The following is a 17,491-nucleotide window of genomic DNA, read 5'->3' as shown; positions in this document are numbered from 1 at the left end:
CGGGGTGTATCGGGTGCCCGTTAGGCGGGCGCGCCCGCGGGGTCCTCGCCGCCACGGGGCCGGGGAAGGGACGGCGCGGTCGTTACGGGACGCCTCTCGCGAATCGCGGGCCGCGCGGCCGGTCGTCCGAAAAGCGCCGGACATTGCCGTGCCGCCTGCGAATTTGTATTTTCCAGGAGAAAACGACCCGGGCGACGGGCGTTCTCCACGTGTCGATTCTGACGAGGAACCCCCCAGAAGAAGGAGCCGTCAGATGACCTCCAAGATCGTGCTGGGCGCCGTCGTGGTCGTGACGGCGCTGACGTCGGCCACACCGGCGACGGCGTCCGAGCCGGATAGCCCGGTCCAGCAGGGCGTGGGCCACAGCTACTACAACGGCGATCCGGTGTCCCTGCGGACCGCGGGAGGCCCCGACCACTACATCATGAGCGATCCCACCTACTCGGGACTGAGCTGCAACGTCGGGGCGTTCGGTGTGCCCCTCGTCAAAAGTGGCAACGACTGGGGCGACAGGAGCCCGGTCAACCAGGAGACCGCCTGCGTCGACGGCATGTTCGCCGCGCAGCGGTACATGGACATGCTGCGCGACTGGTTCGGGCGCGACGGCACCGATGGGCAGGGCCGTACCCTCCCGGTGTATCTCAAGCCGGACCTGGTCGGCTCCTACCTGAGCGGGTGGGTCGCCCTGGGCCGGAACCAGGCGGGCACGAAGTGGGCCACCTCACTGGACATGGTCGGGCACGAGTACGGTCTGCGGACCTTCCTGGAGTCCGGCTCGGGCTGGAGCGGTTCCTCCGGCGGTGACGGCCAGGAGCACCAGGGACTCAACGAGTCGTCGGGTGACATCTTCGCCACGCTGCTCGAACACTACGTCGGCCACCCGGACACACTCGACGAGCCGGACTACCTGATCGGTGAGGAGTTCGACCTGAAGGGCGACGGGCCGGTCCGCAACATGTACAACCCCTCCCGGCTGGACGGCAAGAACTGCTACACCCGCTTCACCACCGACGCCGGCCCGCAGAACCACTGGTTCTACCTGCTCGCGGAGGGGACCAACCCGGTGGGCAAGCCCTCCAGCCCCGTCTGCTCCGGGCCCTCGGTGCTGAGGGGCATCGGCATCCGTAAGGCGGGGGAGATCTTCTACCGCGGCGTCCAGCTCAAGACCGCCCCCTGGAACTACGCCAAGGCACGCGCGGCCACCGTACAGGCCGCCGCGACCCTCTACCCGGGAAGCTGCACCGAGGTGAACGCCGTCAGGGCCGCCTGGAGCGCGGTCGGGGTCGCCGCCAAGACCGGGGAACCGATCTGCGACTGAGATCCCGTCCCGGAGACTCCGCATCGCTCCCGGCGGCGGTGAGGGCCCCGCCGGGCGCGCCGATCGCGTTGCCCGGCCGGAGGGCGGTCCGAGGTCTCCCGTCCCGGCGCCTCCGCCGGGACCACGGCCGCCCAAGCGAAACGATCGAGGTGTGGGCCGCCGGTCAGCGGTGGTAGACCTCCTCGCCGCCGACGAAGGTCATCGCGACCCTGGTCCGCCAGATGTCCGCCGCCGGTTCGGTGAACGGGTCGCGGTCCAGGACGACCAGGTCCGCGCGGTTGCCGGGGGAGATGACCCCGGCCTCGTCGTCTCCGTTGATCCAGGCCGAGCCCGCGGTGTAGGCGGTCAGCACGGTGGACAGGTCCAGGCACTGGCCCGGCAGGAACGGCGTCCGGGCGGTGGGGTAGTCCACGTGCACCGAGCCGCCGGGCTCGGTGCGGTTGACCCCGACGTGCATGCCCTGGAACGGGTCGGCGGTCGAGACGGGCCAGTCACTGCCCGCGCAGAACCGGGCGCCCGAACGCAGCAGGTCGGCGAAGGGGTACTGCCAGGCGGACCGCTCCTCGCCGAGGAAGGGGATCGTCAGCTCGTCCATCTGCGCGTGATGGGTCGCCCACAGCGGCTGCAGGTTGGCGGTCACCCCGAGGGCGGCGAAGCGCGGCACGTCCGAGGGCTCGATGATCTGCAGGTGCGCGATGTGGTGCCGGTTGGCGGGGTCCGTCCCCTCGAAGCTGTCGAGGGCCTCGCGGACCGCGCGCTCGCCGATGGCGTGGAAGTGCACCTGGAAGCCGTGCCGGTCCAGTTCGGCGACGTGGCCCTTCAGCAGCGCCGGGTCCACGTAGGAGAGGCCGGTGCCGCCGCAGCGGCAGTAGGGCTCGATCACCGCGGCGGTGAAGTTCTCGGTGATGCCGTCCTGCATGATCTTCACCGAGGTGGCGCGGAAGCGCTCCAGGCCCTCGGCCGAGGCGCGGCGTTCGATCAGCTCGGGGATCTGCTCGGCGCCACGGGTGCGGTCCCACCACAGCGCGCCGACGACCCTGGCCCTCAGCCGCCCCGAGGCGGCGGCCGACAGGTAGACGGGCAACTGGTCGTCCCAGCCCGCGTAGGAGCCGACGATGGCGTCCTGCCAGCCCGTGATGCCCAGGGAGAACAGGTGGTTCTGGGCCTCGACGAGCGCGTCGGCCATGTCGCCCGGCGTCGGGCTCGGTGCGAGCAGCCCGACCAGGTCCATCGCGCCCTCGTGCAGCACGCCGCTCGGCGTGCCGTCCGGGTCGCGCTCGATGCGTCCGTCCGGCGGGTCGGGCGTCTCGCGGGTGATGCCCGCCCGCCGCAGGGCGAGGGTGTTGACCCAGGCCGCGTGGTGGTCGCGCTGGAGCAGGTAGGCGGGCCGGTCGAGGAAGTCGATCTGTGAGCGGTGCGGCAGGCCGCCCGGGAAGGCCGCCATGTCCCAGCCGCCGCCGTCGATCCACTCGCGGGTGGTGTTCGCCTCCGCGTAGGAGATGATCCGCTCCAGGTACTCCGGCAGGCCGTAGACCTCGGACAGGTCGCACCTGGCCCGTTCGAGGCCCGCCTGCACCGGGTGGATGTGCGCGTCGGTGACGCCGGGGATCAGCAGGCCGCCGCCCAGGTCCACGGTCTCGTGGCCGGGGGCGGCCCGCCGTAGGAGGTCGGTCTCGGGGCCGACGGCGGCGATCCTGCCGTCACGGACCAGCACGGCCTCGGCGAAGGCGTCCGCTGCCAGGAACGCCCGGCCGCCGCGGAACAGGATGTCGTTCACCGCTCCTCCGCGTACACGTGGGACGGGTGGGTCATGGCTCTCCTCTGTGTGCGGTGACGGTGGTGGCTCAGCGTCCGGTGATGGAGTCGGCGACCCGTGCCAGGACGGAGGTACGGCCCAGCCCGGCCCGCTCCCTGGCGTCCGCCCTGCGGTACAGGTCGTACATGGCGTGTACCCCGATCCAGCGCAGCGGCTCGACCTCCCAGCCTCGCACCCTGCGGCCGACCCAGGGCAGCGAGGCCAGTTCGGTGTCCCGGCGCAGGATCAGGTCCCGCAGTGTACGGCCCGCCAGGTTGGTCGTGGTCACCCCGTGCCCGGTGTAGCCGCCCGCCCAGCCGATGCCGGTGGCGTGGTCGACGTGCACGCTCGCGCACCAGTCGCGGGGCACGCCGAGCACGCCGGACCAGGCGTGGGCCACCCTGGAGGCGCGCACGGCGGGGAACATGCCGGTCAGCAGCTCCCACAGCGCCTCGATCGTCCAGCTGTGCGTGTGCCCCCTGTCGTCGACGCGCGAGCCGTACAGGTAGGGCTTGCCGCGCCCGCCGAAGGCGATCCTGCCGTCCGCGGTGCGCTGGGCGTACATGTAGTAGTGCGCCATGTCGCCGAGCAGCTCGCAGCCCTCCCAGCCGATCTCGTCCCACAGCTCGCCGAGCGGTTCGGTGACGATCATGGAGCTGTTCATCGGCAGCCAGGCCCGGTGGTACTGCCGGAGTTCCGCGGTGAACCCCTCGGTCGCCCTGATGACGTAGTCGGCGCGGACGGTGCCGTACGGCGTGCGGGCCCGCCCCGGCGCGATCTCGATGACGGGGGTGCGTTCGACGATCTCCACCCCGAGGTCCCGTACGGCCCGCGCCAGGCCACGGGCGAGCTTGGCCGGCTGGATGCGGGCGCAGTGCGGGCTCCAGATCGCACTGACCGCCCCCTCGACCCGAAGGCGGGCCTCCCGTTCGGTCGGGTCGAGCAGCCTGACGTCCTCCTCCGTCCAGCCCCAGTGCCGTTCGTGCGCGAGCAGCTCACGCAGCCGCCGGTCCTGGGCGGCGTTGGTCGCCACCGTGGTCACGCCGCCCTTGACGATGTCGGCGTCGACGCCCTCCTCCCCGGCCACGGTCACGACCTCGTCGACCGCCTCGAACATCACCCGCTGCAGCCGTCTGGCCGCCTCGACGCCGTGTGTCCTGGCGTAGCGTTCCGGCGTTCCGGCCAGCTCGCCGACGAGCCAGCCGCCGTTGCGTCCTGAGGCGCCGTATCCGGCGAACTCCTTCTCCAGTACGACGACCCGCAGTTCCGGTCGCGCCTTCTTCAGGTAATACGCCGTCCACAGACCGGTGTAGCCCGCGCCGACGATCGCCACGTCGGCGTCGCGGTCGCCGCCGAGGGGGGCACCCGCCTCGGGAAGGCCGAGGGAGCGGTACCAGAAGGAGACGTCTCCGTTGACGAAGTCATCGGAGAGTGGAACACGCGTGCTCATGGCCATACATACTGCTATATCCGTCAATTAGTACGAACCTTCCAACGGAAACCGTTGTATAAACGCATCATGGGTGATATTTCATGACGTAACTGGGGTCTCACTCCCGTGTAGCGCTCCCGTAACGGAGACGCGGCAGGCTGTGCCTGACAGAGGGAGTGATCCGATGGGGTTTCTGAGGATTCGTACCACGGTTGACGAGCGTCCCGGGCGGCTGTCCTCGCTGGCCGCCGCGCTGGCGGACAAGGGTGGCAACATCCTGGGCCTGAGCGTCCAGACCGACACCGAGGGCACCGTGGACGAGTTCCTCGCCGACATCCCCTCGGGGCCCGAGACGGTGCGCCGGGTGCTTGAGGAGGCGGGCGGCCGCCAGGTCCAGGTCGTCACCGCGACCGCCCACGAGCTGACCGACGAGCCGACCCGCGCCCTGCTGCTCGCCGCCGGGCTGCGCGCGGAGCCCTGGCGCCTCCCCGAACTGCTGGCCGAGCTGCTGCGCGCCGAGGACGCCCGCTGGGTCGACGGCGCGGAGAGGGGCGACCTTCCCGACCCGACGCTGCTGACCGTCCCGGTGACCCCGCGCCGCTCCGTGCGGCTGCGCAGAGCCGGGCTGCCCTTCACCCTGACGGAGGCCGCCAGGGCCGCCTCCTTCGTACGGCTGGCCCAGCCGACCCTGCGGCAGCGGCCCGGCGCCGAACGGGTCGTCACGCTGTCCGACGGCACCCAGGCGCGGGTCCGCCCGCTCACCGAGCTCTACCGCGAGGCGGTCCGCGACCTGCACGACCGCTGCTCGCCGGAGTCCCGCCGCTTCCGCTACCTCACCCCGGAGCCCGTGCTGCCGCCCCAGGCCTTCGACCGGCTCTGTGACCGCTCCCGGGGCCGGTCGCTGGTGGCCGGGCACGACGGGCAGGTCATCGCCGTGGCCACCCTCGCGCTCACCCCCGGACCGGGGACCGCAAGGATGGCCCTGCTGGTCGAGGACCGCTGGCAGGGCATGGGACTGGGCGCCGCGCTGGCCAGGATGATCCTCACCGCCGCCCGCGATCTGGGACTCGCCGAGGTCAGGGCCGCGATGCTCACGGACAACGCGCGAATGCTCGCCCTGCTGGCCTCGCTGGGAGCGGCGGTCACCCCGACCGACGACCCCGGCGTGGTCGAGGCCAGGCTCGCGGTCGGCACACTGGCCGGGGCGTTCCCGGGGTGAGTCTCCAGCCGGGTGCGCGACCTGTCCGCTGACCCGCCGTCATACGACAGGGGAGGGGGTCAGGGGGAGGAGATCCGGCCGAGGGAGGCGGGGATCTTGGCGGCCGCGGCCCTGTCCAGCAGGAACAGCGTCCGCTGCCTGCCGCGGGCGCCCGCCGCGGGAATCTGCACCGGCCCCGTGTCGGACAGCGCCAGCCGTACGGCGGAGGCCTTCTCCGCACCGGCGGCGACCACCCACACCTCACGCGCCGCCTGGATGACCGGCAGCGTCAGCGAGATCCGGGTGGGCGGCGGCTTAGGCGAACCGTGCACCGCGACCACGGGACGGGTCTCGTAGAGCGCGGGCATGCCGGGGAACAGCGAGGCGACATGGCCGTCCGGGCCCATGCCCAGCAGAAGGATGTCGAACGACGGCGCGGGCCCGTGATCCTCGGGGAGCGCGGCGCGGTGCAGCTTCTCGGCGTAGGCGTCGGCGGACTCCTCGGCCGTCATCCCGGAGTCGGGGCCGCGCATCACGTGGACACGGGCGGGGTCGAGGTCGACCTGGTCGAGCAGGGCGGCACGGGCGCCGGTCTCGTTGCGCTCGGGGTCGCCGGACGGCAGGAAACGCTCGTCACCCCACCAGATGTCCAGGTGCCGCCAGTCGATCGCGTCACGGGCGGGGCTGGCCGCGATCTCGGCCAGGGTCGCGATGCCGACGGTGCCGCCGGTCAGCACCAGGGAGGCCGAGCCCCGGCTCGACTGGACGTCGACGAGGCCGGTGATCACCCGGGCGGCGACCGCCTTGGCGAGCATGTCGGCGTCACGATGAATGATCACAGTGGGAACGCTCACGGGACTTCTCTCTCAAGAACTCTCGGCGGGTGCCACGGCCGGGCCTTCGGTACGGGAGCCCCGCCGTGAGGGCGTCCCGCGGCGGACCGCGGGACGCCTCACCCGGGTTTCAGGACTTGCGGCCGCGGGCGATCCGCCGGATCGCGGCCTCGTAGATCTCGTCCGGGTCGAGACGGCGCATCTCCTCGGCGAGCAGTTCCGCGGTCGGCCGCCTGGTCAGCGCGACCTGCCGGTCGGGCCTGCCGGGACGTGACAACGTGGCCAGCCGCCCGTCGCCACGGGTGATGGAGATGTCGCCGTTGGTGGTGGTCAGCCTGACCGCGGTCAGGCCCGGCCCCTCCGAGTCGACGACCTTGACCGGGACGCCGAGGCGCTCGCTCAGCCAGGCCGCCAGCAGCAGCGCGCTCGCGTGCCCCGGCACGGCCTCGACGACCCCCTTCTTGACCTTGCCGACCGGTTGGTCGAACACGGCGGCCAGCAGGCTCCGCCACGTCGTCAGCCGGGTCCAGGCCAGGTCGGTGTCGCCGGGCACGTACCCCTTCGACCGGCCCGTGATCGCCTCGACCGAGTCGGCGGCCGACCTGGCGTCGACGATGCGGCGCTGCGCGAGCAGGCCGATCGGGTCCTTCGCCGGGATGGCGGGGCAGGAGCCCGGCCACCAGACGACCACCGGGGTGTCGGTCAGCAGCAGCGGGCCGACCACCGATTCGGCGTGCTCGGTGAGCTCGCCGTACAGGCGCAGCAGGATCACCTCGCCCGGGGTCGTCTCGCCGACCCGGATCTCGGCGTCGAGACGGTTGGGCTCCCTCTGGCCACGGGGGATGACGACCAGTATCCGGGAGGGGTGCTCCCTGGCCGCCTCGGTCGCCGCCCTGACCGCGTCGTACTGGTTGCCCTCGTCCGAGACCACCACCAACGTCAGCACCATGCCGACCGCGGGGGTGCCCATCTGGTGCCGCAGCTGGGTGAGCTGGGAGGAGATCTTCGACGCCGTCGTGCCGGTGAGCATGAAGCTCGTCATCTACAACCTCCTCCACTCGCGTCCGTCGCGGGCCATCATCTCGTCGGCCGAGGTGGGACCCCAGGTGCCGGAGGGATACTCCTCCGGCGGGCCCTGGGTGGCCCAGAAGTCCTCGATCGGGTCGAGGATCTTCCACGACAGCTCGACCTCCCGCTGGTGCGGGAAGAGCGGCGGATCACCGATCAGCACGTCCAGCAGCAGCCGCTCGTAGGCCTCGGGGGAGGACTCCATGAACGACTCGCCGTAGGCGAAGTCCATCGAGACGTCCCTGACCTCCATCGCGGTCCCCGGCACCTTCGAACCGAAGCGCACCGTGATGCCCTCGTCCGGCTGGACCCGGATGACCAGGGCGTTCTGCCCCAGGATCTCGGTGTCGTCCTTGCTGAACGGCAGGTGCGGCGCACGCTGGAAGATCACCGCGACCTCGGTCACCCTGCGGCTGAGGCGCTTGCCGGTGCGCAGGTAGAACGGCACCCCGGCCCAGCGGCGGTTGGCGATCTCCAGCTTGACCGCGGCGTAGGTCTCGGTGATGGAGTCCGGCGGGATGCCGTCCTCCTGGGTGTAGCCCGCCACCGGCTCCCCGCCCTGCCAGCCGGGCCCGTAACGACCCCTGGCGGTGGACAGCTCCAGGTCCGGCGGGAGCTGTACCGCCTTGAGGACCTTCTCCTTCTCCCTGCGCAGCGAGTCGGCCCCGAACGACGTCGGGTCCTCCATCGCCACCAGCGCGAGCAGCTGCAGCAGGTGGTTCTGGATGACGTCACGGGCCGCGCCGATGCCGTCGTAGTATCCGGCCCTGCCGCCGATGCCGATGTCCTCGGCCATCGTGATCTGGACGTGGTCGACGTAACCCCGGTTCCAGATCGGCTCGAACAGGTTGTTGGCGAAGCGCAGCGCCAGGATGTTCTGGACGGTCTCCTTGCCCAGGTAGTGGTCGATGCGGAACACCGAGCTCTCCGGGAAGACGGCGCTGGTGATCGCGTTGAGCTCCTGGGCGCTCCGCAGGTCGTGCCCGAAGGGCTTCTCGATCACCACACGGCGCCAGGAGCCCTCCGGGGCGTTGGCCAGCCCCGTGCGCTTGAGCTGCTGGACCACCACCGGGAAGAACTTCGGCGGAACCGACAGGTAGAACCCGTAGTTGCCGCCCGTCCCCCTGGTCTGGTCGATCTCCTTGAGCATCATGGCCAGCGCGTCGAAGGCCCCGTCGTCGGTGAACTCCCCGGGGCAGAAGAAGATGCCCTCGGAGAGCTGCTTCCAGACCTCCTCGCGGAAGGGCGTGCGCGCGTGCTCCTTGACGGCGTCATGGGTGAGCTGCGCGAAGTCCTGGTCCTGCCAGTCGCGGCGGGCGAAACCGACCAGGGAGAAACCGGGGGGCAGCAGCCCCCGGTTCGCCAGGTCGTAGATCGCCGGCAGCAGCTTCTTGCGCGCCAGGTCGCCCGTCACGCCGAACAGGACCAGCACGCACGGGCCCGCGACCCGGGGCAGCCGCTTGTCGCGGGGGTCGCGCAGCGGATTGGACTCGATCAGGGCCTCGGTGGTGCTGACGGTCGCCGCCGCGGACGTCTCGGCCGCGGACCGCTCGCCCCCCACGGGGTCGGCGTGCGCGTCCTCGCCGCGCACGTCCTCCGGCTCCGCCTCTGCCGGGCGGGCTCCGGACTGCTTGTCACTCATTCAGGCCTCCCGCGCAGCCTCAAGGAGGCGTGCGACACCGGCGGTGCGGTCGGTCAGGTGGAGTCGTACCGCGGGCCGTCCCCGCCCGGCCAGCGCGTCCTGGTCTCCCAGAGCCTGCGCCAGCTGCAGCCTGCCCAGCGTGTACGGCTTGCCGGGCACCTCGACGTCCTCCTCGACGGCCCCGGTGATCTGCAGGAACACACCGTTCTGCGGGCCGCCCTTGTGGTACTGGCCGGTCGAGTGCAGGAAACGGGGGCCCCACCCGAAGGTGACCGGCCGCTCGGTGCGCACCGCGAGGCGGCCGCGCAGCGTCGCCGGGTCGGCGGCGCTCCAGGCGTCGGTCATCTCCTCGAAGGAGGCGTCCTCGGCGTGCGGGGCGTCGAAGGCCGCCTCCCTGTCGAGGTAGGCCATGATCGCCAGATAACCGTCCTCGGGGACGGCCTCCAGCAGGCGGGTGAGCACCTCGGGCAGGTCCTTGGGGACCTCGCCGCCGGGCAGCTCGCCGTACACCTCGACCGGGCCGTCGACCAGGATCGGCGTGCCCGTGGGCAGCTCCTCCCGGTCGAGCAGCCTGCCGGTGTTCTCCTTCGACTCGGCCACGTTCGGCTGGTTGAAGGGGTCGATGCCCAGCAGGCGGCCCGCGACGGCCGTGGCGTACTCCCACACCAGGAACTGGGCTCCCAGCGGGCCGCCGACCGTGACCACCCCGTCGGAGTCGATCCCGGCGACCAGCTCGTCCGGAGCCTCACCGGGGTCGGCGCCGACGACCGGCAGGATGCCCCTGCCGGACTTGCCGGTCGACTCGGCGATCAGCTGCTCGATCCAGTCGGGCAGGCCGTTGATCTCGGACAGGCCGTCCTCAAGCACGAGCTTGTCGCGCCCGGCGAGCGCGGCGGCGCCGAGGGCGGCGCCCAGCTCCAGGCCGGGATTGCCCTCGGACCGCGCGAGCAGCGGCCGCACCTCGGCGGCCTCGTCGAGCAGCCGCTCGACGTCGGCGCCGGCCAGCGCGCTGGGCACCAGGCCGAAGGCCGTCAGGGCGCTGTAGCGGCCACCGACGTTCGGGTCGGCCAGGACGACCGGGTAACCGGCCTCGACGGCGATCCGCTCAAGCGGCGAGCCGGGGTCGGTGACCACGACGATCCGCTCGGCCGGGTCGATGCCCGCCTCACGGAAGGCCTTCTCGTAGATACGCCGGTGGCTGTCGGTCTCGACGGTGCCACCGCTCTTGCTGGCGACGACCAGGACCGTGCGGTCGAGCCTGTCGCGCAGCGCGCGCAGCACCTGGCCGGGGTCGGTCGTGTCGAGCACGGTCAGCGGCACGTCGGCGGTCGTGGTGATGACCTCGGGGGCCAGTGAGGAGCCGCCCATGCCGGCCAGGACCACGTGGTCGAGGCCCCGCTCGCGGGCCCGCTCGACCAGCTCGCCGATCTGCGGCAGCAGCTGCCTGCTGCTCAGCGGAAGGTCGAGCCAGCCGAGACGGATCGCGGCCTCGTCCGCGGCGTCCGGGCCCCACAGGGCGGGGTCTCCGTTGGAGAGGGCCTCGGGAACGCCCTCTGAGGCGAGCCGGGCGGCCGCCTCGGCGGCCTGCTCGGCGAGCTTCTCCTCGGCGAACGTCACGGAAACCGACATGTGTTTCACGCCTTCCGGAGTTCGGCGGCGACGGTGGCCAGCAGCTCGTTCCAGGAGGCCTCGAACTTCTCGACGCCCTCCTCCTCCAGCACCCGCACGACGTCGTCGTAGTCGATGCCGGCCTCCTTGAGGGCGGCCATGGTGTTCCAGGCGTCCTCGTAGTGGGGGCGGACGGTGTCACCGGTGACGCGGCCGTGGTCGGCGACGGCGTTGAGGGTCTTCTCCGGCATGGTGTTGACCGTGTTCCGGGTGACCAGCTCGTCGACGTAGAGGGTGTCGGGGTAGCTGGGGTCCTTGGTGCCGGTCGAGGCCCACAGCGGGCGCTGCGGGCGGGCCCCCGCGGCGCTCAGCGCCTGCCAGCGCGGAGAGTTGACCACGTCCTCGTAGGCGGCGTGGGCCAGGCGGGCGTTGGCGACCGCGGCCTTGCCCTTGAGGGCCCCGGCCTCGGGGGTGCCGACCTTGTCCAGGCGCTTGTCGATCTCGGTGTCGACCCGGCTGACGAAGAAGGAGGCGACCGACTCGATGCCCGCCAGGTTCAGGCCGTTGGCCTTGGCCCGTTCGAGGCCGGTCAGCCAGGCGTCCAGGACCGCGCGGTAGCGTTCGAGGGAGAAGATCAGCGTGACGTTGACGCTGATGCCCTCCGAGATCGCCTGCGTGATCGCGGGCAGGCCCTCGGCCGTCGCGGGGATCTTGATGAACAGGTTGGGACGGTCCACCATCCACCACAGCGCCCGCGCCTCGGCGACGGTCTCGTCCGTCTTCCTGGCCAGGCGGGGGTCGACCTCGATGGAGACCCTGCCGTCGACGCCGCCGGTGGCGTCGTAGACGGGCCTGAGCACGTCGGCGGCCCAGCGGATGTCGTAGGTGGTGATGGCGCGCACCGCCTCCTCGACCTCCACCCTCCGCACGGCGAGGTCGTGGAGCTGGGTGTCGTAGGCGTCGCCCTTGCTCAGCGCCGAGGCGAAGATCGTCGGGTTGGAGGTGACGCCGACCACGTGCTTGTCGCGGATCAGCGCCTCCAGGTTGCCGGTGCGCAGGCGCTCCCGGCTGATGTCGTCAAGCCAGATGGAGACGCCCTGGTCGGATAGGCTCTTGAGAATCTCACTCATGATCAATTTCCCGTCGTCTCGCCCTTGTCGGCCCCGGTCCTGGCGAGGCTTGCCTTGGCTGCGGCGGCCACGCGCTCGGCGGTGAGACCGAACTGCTCGTAAAGGGTCCTGTAGGGAGCCGAGGCTCCGAAGTGCTCCAGGCTGACCACTTCCCCCTCATCTCCCACGAACTCCCGCCAGCCCAGCCCGATTCCCGCCTCGACGGCGACCCTCGCGCGGACCGCCGGCGGCAGCACCGTCTGCCGGTAGGCGGCGTCCTGGGCGTTGAACCACTCGACGCACGGCATCGAGACGACCCGGGCGGAGATGCCCTGGGCCTCAAGGAGCTCACGGGCCCCGACGGCCAGTTCGACCTCCGAGCCGGTGCCGATCAGGATGACGTCGGGCTGCCCGTCGGAGGCGTCCTGGAGTACGTAGGCGCCCTTGGCGACCTTCTCCGCGTCGGCGGTGCCCTCGTAGACCGGCAGGTTCTGCCGGGTCAGCGCCAGCGCGGCCGGGCGGTCGGTGTGCTCGATCACGGTCCGCCAGGCGGCGACGGTCTCGTTGGCGTCGGCGGGCCGCACCACGTCGAGGCCGGGAATGGCGCGCAGCGACCACAGGTGCTCGATCGGCTGGTGGGTCGGGCCGTCCTCGCCGAGGCCGATGGAGTCGTGCGTCCACACGTAGACGACCGGCAGCTGCATCAGCGCCGCCAGCCGTACGGCGGGGCGCATGTAGTCGCTGAAGACCAGGAACGTGCCACCGTAGGGCCGGGTGCCGCCGTGCAGCGCGATGCCGTTGAGGATGGCCCCCATGCCGTGCTCGCGGATGCCGAAGTGCAGCGTCCTGCCGTAGCGGTTCCCGGGGAACTCCTTGGTCTGGTACTCGTCGGGGATGAAGGACGGCTCGCCCTTCATCGTGGTGTTGTTCGACTCGGCGAGGTCGGCCGAGCCGCCCCACAGCTCGGGCAGTACCCGTGCCAGGCTGCCCAGCACCTCGCCGGAGGCCTTGCGGGTCGCCACGGAGGCGCCGGGCTCGAAGGCCGGCAGCGCCTCGGTCCAGCCGGCGGGCAGCAGCCTGGCGGAGATGCGGTCGAACTCCGCGGCCCGCTCGGGGTTGGCCTCCCGCCAGGCGATGTAGCCCTTCTCCCACTCGGCGTGGGCGGCGCGGCCCCGCGCGACCACCTCGCGGGCGTGCTCCAGCACCTCGCCGGGAACGTCGAAGCTCTTGGCCGGGTCGAGCCCCAGGATCTCCTTGGTGGCGGCGACCTCGTCGGCGCCCAGGGCCGAGCCGTGGACCTTGCCGGTGTTCTGCTTGTTGGGCGCGGGCCAGCCGATGACGGTGCGCAGCCTGATGAAGGAGGGCTTCCCGGTCTCGGCGCGGGCGGCCTCAAGGGCCTGGTACAGCTCCGCGACGTTCTCCGAGTAGGTGTCGCCCGCCGTCCAGTCGACGGTCTGGACGTGCCAGCCGTACGCCTCGTAGCGCTTGACGATGTCCTCGCTCAGCGCGATCTGGGTGTCGTCCTCGATGGAGATGTGGTTGCTGTCGAAGACGACGACCAGGTTGCCGAGCTTCTGGTGACCGGCCAGGGCGCTGACCTCGTGGCTGATGCCCTCCTCGATGTCGCCCTCGGAGGCGATGCACCAGATGGTGTGGTCGAAGGGGCTGGTGCCCTCGGCGGCGGCCGGGTCGAACAGGCCGCGCTCACGGCGGGCGGCCATGGCCATGCCGACGGCGTTGCCGATGCCCTGGCCCAGCGGGCCCGTGGTCGTCTCGACGCCGACGGTGTGGCCGTGCTCGGGGTGCCCCGGGGTGAGGCTGCCCCACTGGCGGAGGCTCTTCAGGTCGTCGAGGGACAGTCCGTAGCCGGACAGGAAGAGCTGGATGTAGAGGGTCAGGCTCGAGTGCCCGGCGGAGAGCACGAAACGATCCCGGCCCACCCACGTGGGATCGGAGGGGTCATGGCGCATCAACCGCTGGAAAAGCAGGTAGGCGGCGGGCGCCAGGCTCATCGCGGTGCCCGGGTGACCGGATCCCGCCTTCTCTACCGCGTCCATCGCCAGGGCCCGTACGACGTCGACCGCCCGGCGGTCAAGGTCGCTCCATTCAAGGGCTGGCACGAGTTCGCTGCTCAACTGCTCGATCTCCGGATCTATTCGTGTGATGGTGGCGCCGGTTTGGCTTTTCCCGCCCACACCGGACCCTAACGGTTCGGCATCGCTACCGTTGCGTAGGCTGAGCCGGGGCGAGTCCGCAGGAGCTTCAACAGATGTGGACACAGCCCCCCAAGGCATCACATCGTGCCGCTTCCCCACCCCATGCCGGAACCGGCCACCCCAACAACTACAGTTGATTGCTCAGGCTGGCTGGTGCCCGCATCCACGGATTCGCTCTCAATCAGAGGTTACGCGTTGACCCCGCACGTGCTGGAAGCGCCGTAAATGGTGCTGACCGACAAGCAATCGACGACCCCGCCCGCGACGGAGGCGGCCGCGTCCGACGCGCCGCGCTCGTTCGGCGACGTCGTGAAGGCCTATGTCGCCCTCACCAAGCCGCGGATCATCGAGCTGCTGCTGATCACGACGCTGCCGGTGATGTTCCTGGCGGCCAAGGGCCTGCCCCCGCTGTGGATCGCCGTCTGCACGCTGGTCTTCGGCACCCTTTCCGCGGGCAGCGCCAACGCGCTGAACTGCTACATCGACCGCGACATCGACGCGGCGATGCGCCGCACCCGGCGCCGCCCGCTGGCCCGTGACCAGGTGCCGCCGACGAACGCGCTGATCTTCGGCGTCGTCCTCGGCGTGCTGTCGACTCTTGGCCTGGGTTTGACGGTGAATTGGCTCGCCGCGCTGCTCTCGCTGGCGGCCAACCTCTTCTACGTGCTCGTCTACTCGATGATCCTCAAGCGCAGGACCCCGCAGAACGTGGTGTGGGGCGGCATCGCGGGCTGCATGCCGGTGCTAATCGGCTGGGCGGGCGTCACCGGGAGCCTCTCCTGGGCCCCCGTCGTGCTCTTCGGCGTGGTGTTCTTCTGGACGCCGCCGCACACCTGGACCCTGGCCATGCGCTACAAGGAGGACTACGCCGCGGCGAAGGTCCCCATGCTTCCCGTGGTCGCCACCGAGCGCCGGGTGGTGCTGGAGAGCCTGGCCTACACCTGGGCCACGGTGCTGTGCTCGCTGCTGCTGTGGCCGATCGCGGGGACGACGCTCCTATACCCCGTCGTGGCCACCGTCCTCGGCGCGGCCTGCCTGTGGGAGGTCTACCGCCTCCTCGGCCGGGTCAACGCGGGCAAGACCGGTGTGGACCTGCGGCCGATGCGCTTCTTCCACTGGTCGAACGCCTATCTGGCGTTGCTCTTCCTCGCGGTCGCCGTCGACTCCCTGCTCGTCTGAGCCCGCCCGCTCCGAGGGGTCCCACCGTTTCGTGCCGCCCTGTCCGGCAATACCTCTTCGTGGCCGGTTACGGACCACCATGAGGCGAGAGGGGACACGTCGTGGCTGATCGGTTACGGTTGCCGCATGGCGAGCCGTGATCCCCGCTGGGTCTTGAGGGACCGCCCGTCCGTCGCGCTGATCGCGGGGCTCGTCGTGGCCGGTCTGTGCGCGTTGGCCTCCTTCTCCTTCGACCTGCTCAACGGAGATCCGGTCTACTTCTTCATCGCCCTGGCCCTGGCGCTCGCGCCGGTCCCCGTGCTGCTGGCGGCGGTGCTGGCGCTGGACCGGATGGAGCCCGAGCCCCGCAGCAACCTGATCTTCGCCTTCGCCTGGGGCGCCGGGGTCGCGGTCCTGGTGGCCGGTGTGGTCAACTCCCTCGGCCTGATCTACATCGAGAGCACCGTCCAGCTCGGCTACGACAGCGCGCGCAACATCGCCGCCACCTTCGGCGCCCCGGTGGTCGAGGAGACGATGAAGGGCCTGGTCCTGCTGGGTCTGCTCAGGTTCAGGCGGGCCGAGCTCGACGGGCCGACCGACGGCGTCATCTACGCCAGCATGGTCGGCCTCGGCTTCGCGATGAGCGAGAACGTCAGCTACTACGTGGCCGCCCTGCACGAGATGGGGGCCAGGGGACTGGCCGTGACGGTCGTGCTGCGGGGCATCCTGTCGCCGTTCGCCCACCCGCTGTTCACCTCGATGATCGGCGTCGCGGTCGCCTACGCCGCCCAGCGCCGGGGGCCGGGACGCATCTGGGTGGTCGCGGCGGGCTGGGCCGGCGCCATGCTGCTGCACGGCATCTGGAACGGCCTGGCCTCCTACGTGGGCGTGGGCGGCCTGGCCGCCGCCTACCTGCTGCTGCTGGTGGTGCTGGTGGTGCTGATCTGGATCGTCTTCAGGGACCGCAAGCGGATCGTCGGGCTGATCACCACCTACCTGCCCGCCTACGGGGCGACGGGCCTGGTCGGGCCGTACGACGTGGTCATGCTCTCCTCACTGCCCGGGCGCCGCAACGCCAGGCAGTGGGCGAAGGAGAACGGTGGCGGCGCGGGGCTGCGGGCGATGCGCGACTACCAGCTCGCCGCCACCGAGCTGGGCCTGCTGCACGAGCGGGCCAGACGACACGTGATCGACGAGCACACGTTCAACGAGGAGCAGCAGGCCCTGCTGCAGTGCATGGCCGACGCCCGCTCGGCGTTCCCGCCGCCGAGCGCCCCCGGCGGTGCCGGGCCGTACGGCGCGCAGGCGCAGCCCTGGGGGCCCACGCCGTACTCACCGCACCCCCGGCAGGCCCCCTACCCGCGTCCCGACTGAGCCGCCGTGCGGAGCGCGGTGTCCAGGGTGGTCTCGCGCGGCCCCGGGAAGACGGGGGAGGAGCGCAGCACGACCGCGTCCAGGAAGCCCTTCGCGGCGGCGCCGAACTCGCGGACGGCGCCGGCGTAGGTGGTCGCGGCCCATCGGGTGGCCGAGTCGTCGCCGACGCCGAACGTCTCCAGGCCCGCGGCGCGGCACAGCGTCACGGCCCTGGGCAGGTGGAAGAGCTGCGTCACCACGGTGACCTTGGTCGCCCCGAACACCTGGCGGGCCCGTACACACGAGTCCCAGGTGTCGAAGCCCGCGTAGTCGAGCACGAGGGCGCGTGGGGGGACGCCGCGGGCGATCAGGTAGTCGCGCATGGCGGTCGGCTCGTCGTAGTCCCTCCTGCTGTTGTCGCCGGACAGCAGCAGGGTCCGCACCCTGCCCGACCGGTACAGCTCGGCGGAGACGTCCAGCCGCCTGGCCAGCATCGGGGAGGGACGGCCACCGGGGGCGGCGGCGCCGAGGACCAGCGCCGTGGGGGCCGGGGGGACGCCCGTGGTCCAGGTGGGGGAGGAGTCGGCGACCGCCGTGTGCCCGGAGCTGGACAGCCGGGCCCAGGTCGGCGGGGCGAGCGCCAGCACGCTCAGCAGGACGAGCCCCTGGTAGAGGCGTCGCATGGTGGGGCGTGACAGTGCCAATAAGCCGGTCATACGGCCATTTTTGCCGATATTTCCGGGCTACTTGCGATCTTTGGG

General features: G+C 71.3%; 13 protein-coding genes. 4 read left to right on the top strand and 9 right to left on the bottom strand.

Translation table 11 applies throughout. From position 1 onward, the window contains the following. The first annotated feature begins 253 nt into the window (after nucleotides 1-253). Nucleotides 254-1,318 carry a M4 family metallopeptidase gene (locus ABT340_RS24770; protein ID WP_352013194.1) on the top strand — a complete coding sequence of 355 codons (1,065 nt, stop codon included), beginning with the start codon at nucleotides 254-256 and terminating at the stop codon, nucleotides 1,316-1,318. Nucleotides 1,319-1,481: 163 nt separating this feature from the next. Here the strand turns inward: ABT340_RS24770 and ABT340_RS24765 are convergent, their stop codons facing one another. Together ABT340_RS24765 and ABT340_RS24760 are read right to left on the bottom strand one after the other, a co-directional pair. Next, entirely contained in the window at nucleotides 1,482-3,095 is a 1,614-nt protein-coding gene (locus ABT340_RS24765; RefSeq protein WP_352013193.1) for an amidohydrolase, read from the bottom strand. 67 nt (nucleotides 3,096-3,162) lie between these two features. Continuing rightward, nucleotides 3,163-4,563 (bottom strand): NAD(P)/FAD-dependent oxidoreductase, encoded by a 1,401-nt coding sequence (locus ABT340_RS24760; protein WP_352013192.1) that lies wholly within the window; start codon nucleotides 4,561-4,563, stop codon nucleotides 3,163-3,165. A gap of 166 nt (nucleotides 4,564-4,729) precedes the next feature. On the opposite strand from ABT340_RS24760, the gene ABT340_RS24755 reads away from it, so the two are divergent. Beyond that, nucleotides 4,730-5,764, top strand: a complete 1,035-nt coding sequence (locus ABT340_RS24755; RefSeq protein WP_352013191.1) for a GNAT family N-acetyltransferase — start codon at nucleotides 4,730-4,732, stop codon at nucleotides 5,762-5,764. A 59-nt stretch (nucleotides 5,765-5,823) separates the two neighbouring features. Here ABT340_RS24755 and pgl read toward each other — a convergent pair whose 3' ends face one another. The 6 genes from pgl to tkt form a co-directional block, all read right to left on the bottom strand. Then, on the bottom strand, nucleotides 5,824-6,597 hold the full coding sequence (pgl, locus tag ABT340_RS24750; protein ID WP_352013190.1) for a 6-phosphogluconolactonase: 774 nt from the start codon (nucleotides 6,595-6,597) through the stop codon (nucleotides 5,824-5,826). Between the two features lie 109 nt (nucleotides 6,598-6,706). Beyond that, nucleotides 6,707-7,618, bottom strand: a complete 912-nt coding sequence (locus ABT340_RS24745; RefSeq protein WP_352013189.1) for a glucose-6-phosphate dehydrogenase assembly protein OpcA — start codon at nucleotides 7,616-7,618, stop codon at nucleotides 6,707-6,709. Continuing rightward, nucleotides 7,619-9,286: a glucose-6-phosphate dehydrogenase gene (gene zwf / locus ABT340_RS24740; protein ID WP_352013188.1), complete on the bottom strand. Its 1,668-nt coding sequence runs from the start codon at nucleotides 9,284-9,286 to the stop codon at nucleotides 7,619-7,621. It abuts the gene before it with no gap. After that, nucleotides 9,287-10,915, bottom strand: coding sequence for a phosphoglucose isomerase-related protein (locus ABT340_RS24735; protein ID WP_352013187.1), 1,629 nt, complete (start codon nucleotides 10,913-10,915; stop codon nucleotides 9,287-9,289). It abuts the gene before it with no gap. Nucleotides 10,916-10,920: 5 nt separating this feature from the next. Next, nucleotides 10,921-12,024 (bottom strand): transaldolase, encoded by a 1,104-nt coding sequence (gene tal / locus ABT340_RS24730; RefSeq protein ID WP_352013186.1) that lies wholly within the window; start codon nucleotides 12,022-12,024, stop codon nucleotides 10,921-10,923. A gap of 2 nt (nucleotides 12,025-12,026) precedes the next feature. Continuing rightward, the gene (gene tkt, locus ABT340_RS24725; protein ID WP_352013185.1) at nucleotides 12,027-14,123 is read right to left on the bottom strand and encodes a transketolase; all 2,097 of its coding nucleotides are present in this window, start codon (nucleotides 14,121-14,123) and stop codon (nucleotides 12,027-12,029) included. A 321-nt stretch (nucleotides 14,124-14,444) separates the two neighbouring features. On the opposite strand from tkt, the gene ABT340_RS24720 reads away from it, so the two are divergent. Together ABT340_RS24720 and ABT340_RS24715 are read left to right on the top strand one after the other, a co-directional pair. Next, nucleotides 14,445-15,398 carry a heme o synthase gene (locus ABT340_RS24720; protein WP_352013184.1) on the top strand — a complete coding sequence of 318 codons (954 nt, stop codon included), beginning with the start codon at nucleotides 14,445-14,447 and terminating at the stop codon, nucleotides 15,396-15,398. A 126-nt stretch (nucleotides 15,399-15,524) separates the two neighbouring features. Then, nucleotides 15,525-16,751: a PrsW family intramembrane metalloprotease gene (locus tag ABT340_RS24715; RefSeq protein ID WP_352013183.1), complete on the top strand. Its 1,227-nt coding sequence runs from the start codon at nucleotides 15,525-15,527 to the stop codon at nucleotides 16,749-16,751. Here ABT340_RS24715 and ABT340_RS24710 read toward each other — a convergent pair. Next, a complete protein-coding gene (locus ABT340_RS24710) occupies nucleotides 16,733-17,446 on the bottom strand; it encodes a SanA/YdcF family protein (protein ID WP_352013182.1) in 714 nt (237 codons plus the stop codon). The two genes, ABT340_RS24715 and ABT340_RS24710, sit on opposite strands and share 19 nt — an antisense overlap. Between the last annotated feature and the right edge of the window lie 45 nt (nucleotides 17,447-17,491).

The sequence above is a fragment of the Streptosporangium sp. NPDC000239 genome, from assembly GCF_040300765.1.
GTDB lineage: Bacteria > Actinomycetota > Actinomycetes > Streptosporangiales > Streptosporangiaceae > Streptosporangium.
The sequence above is the reverse complement of the archived record's forward strand: the minus strand, read 5'-3'. Positions and strand labels throughout refer to the sequence as shown.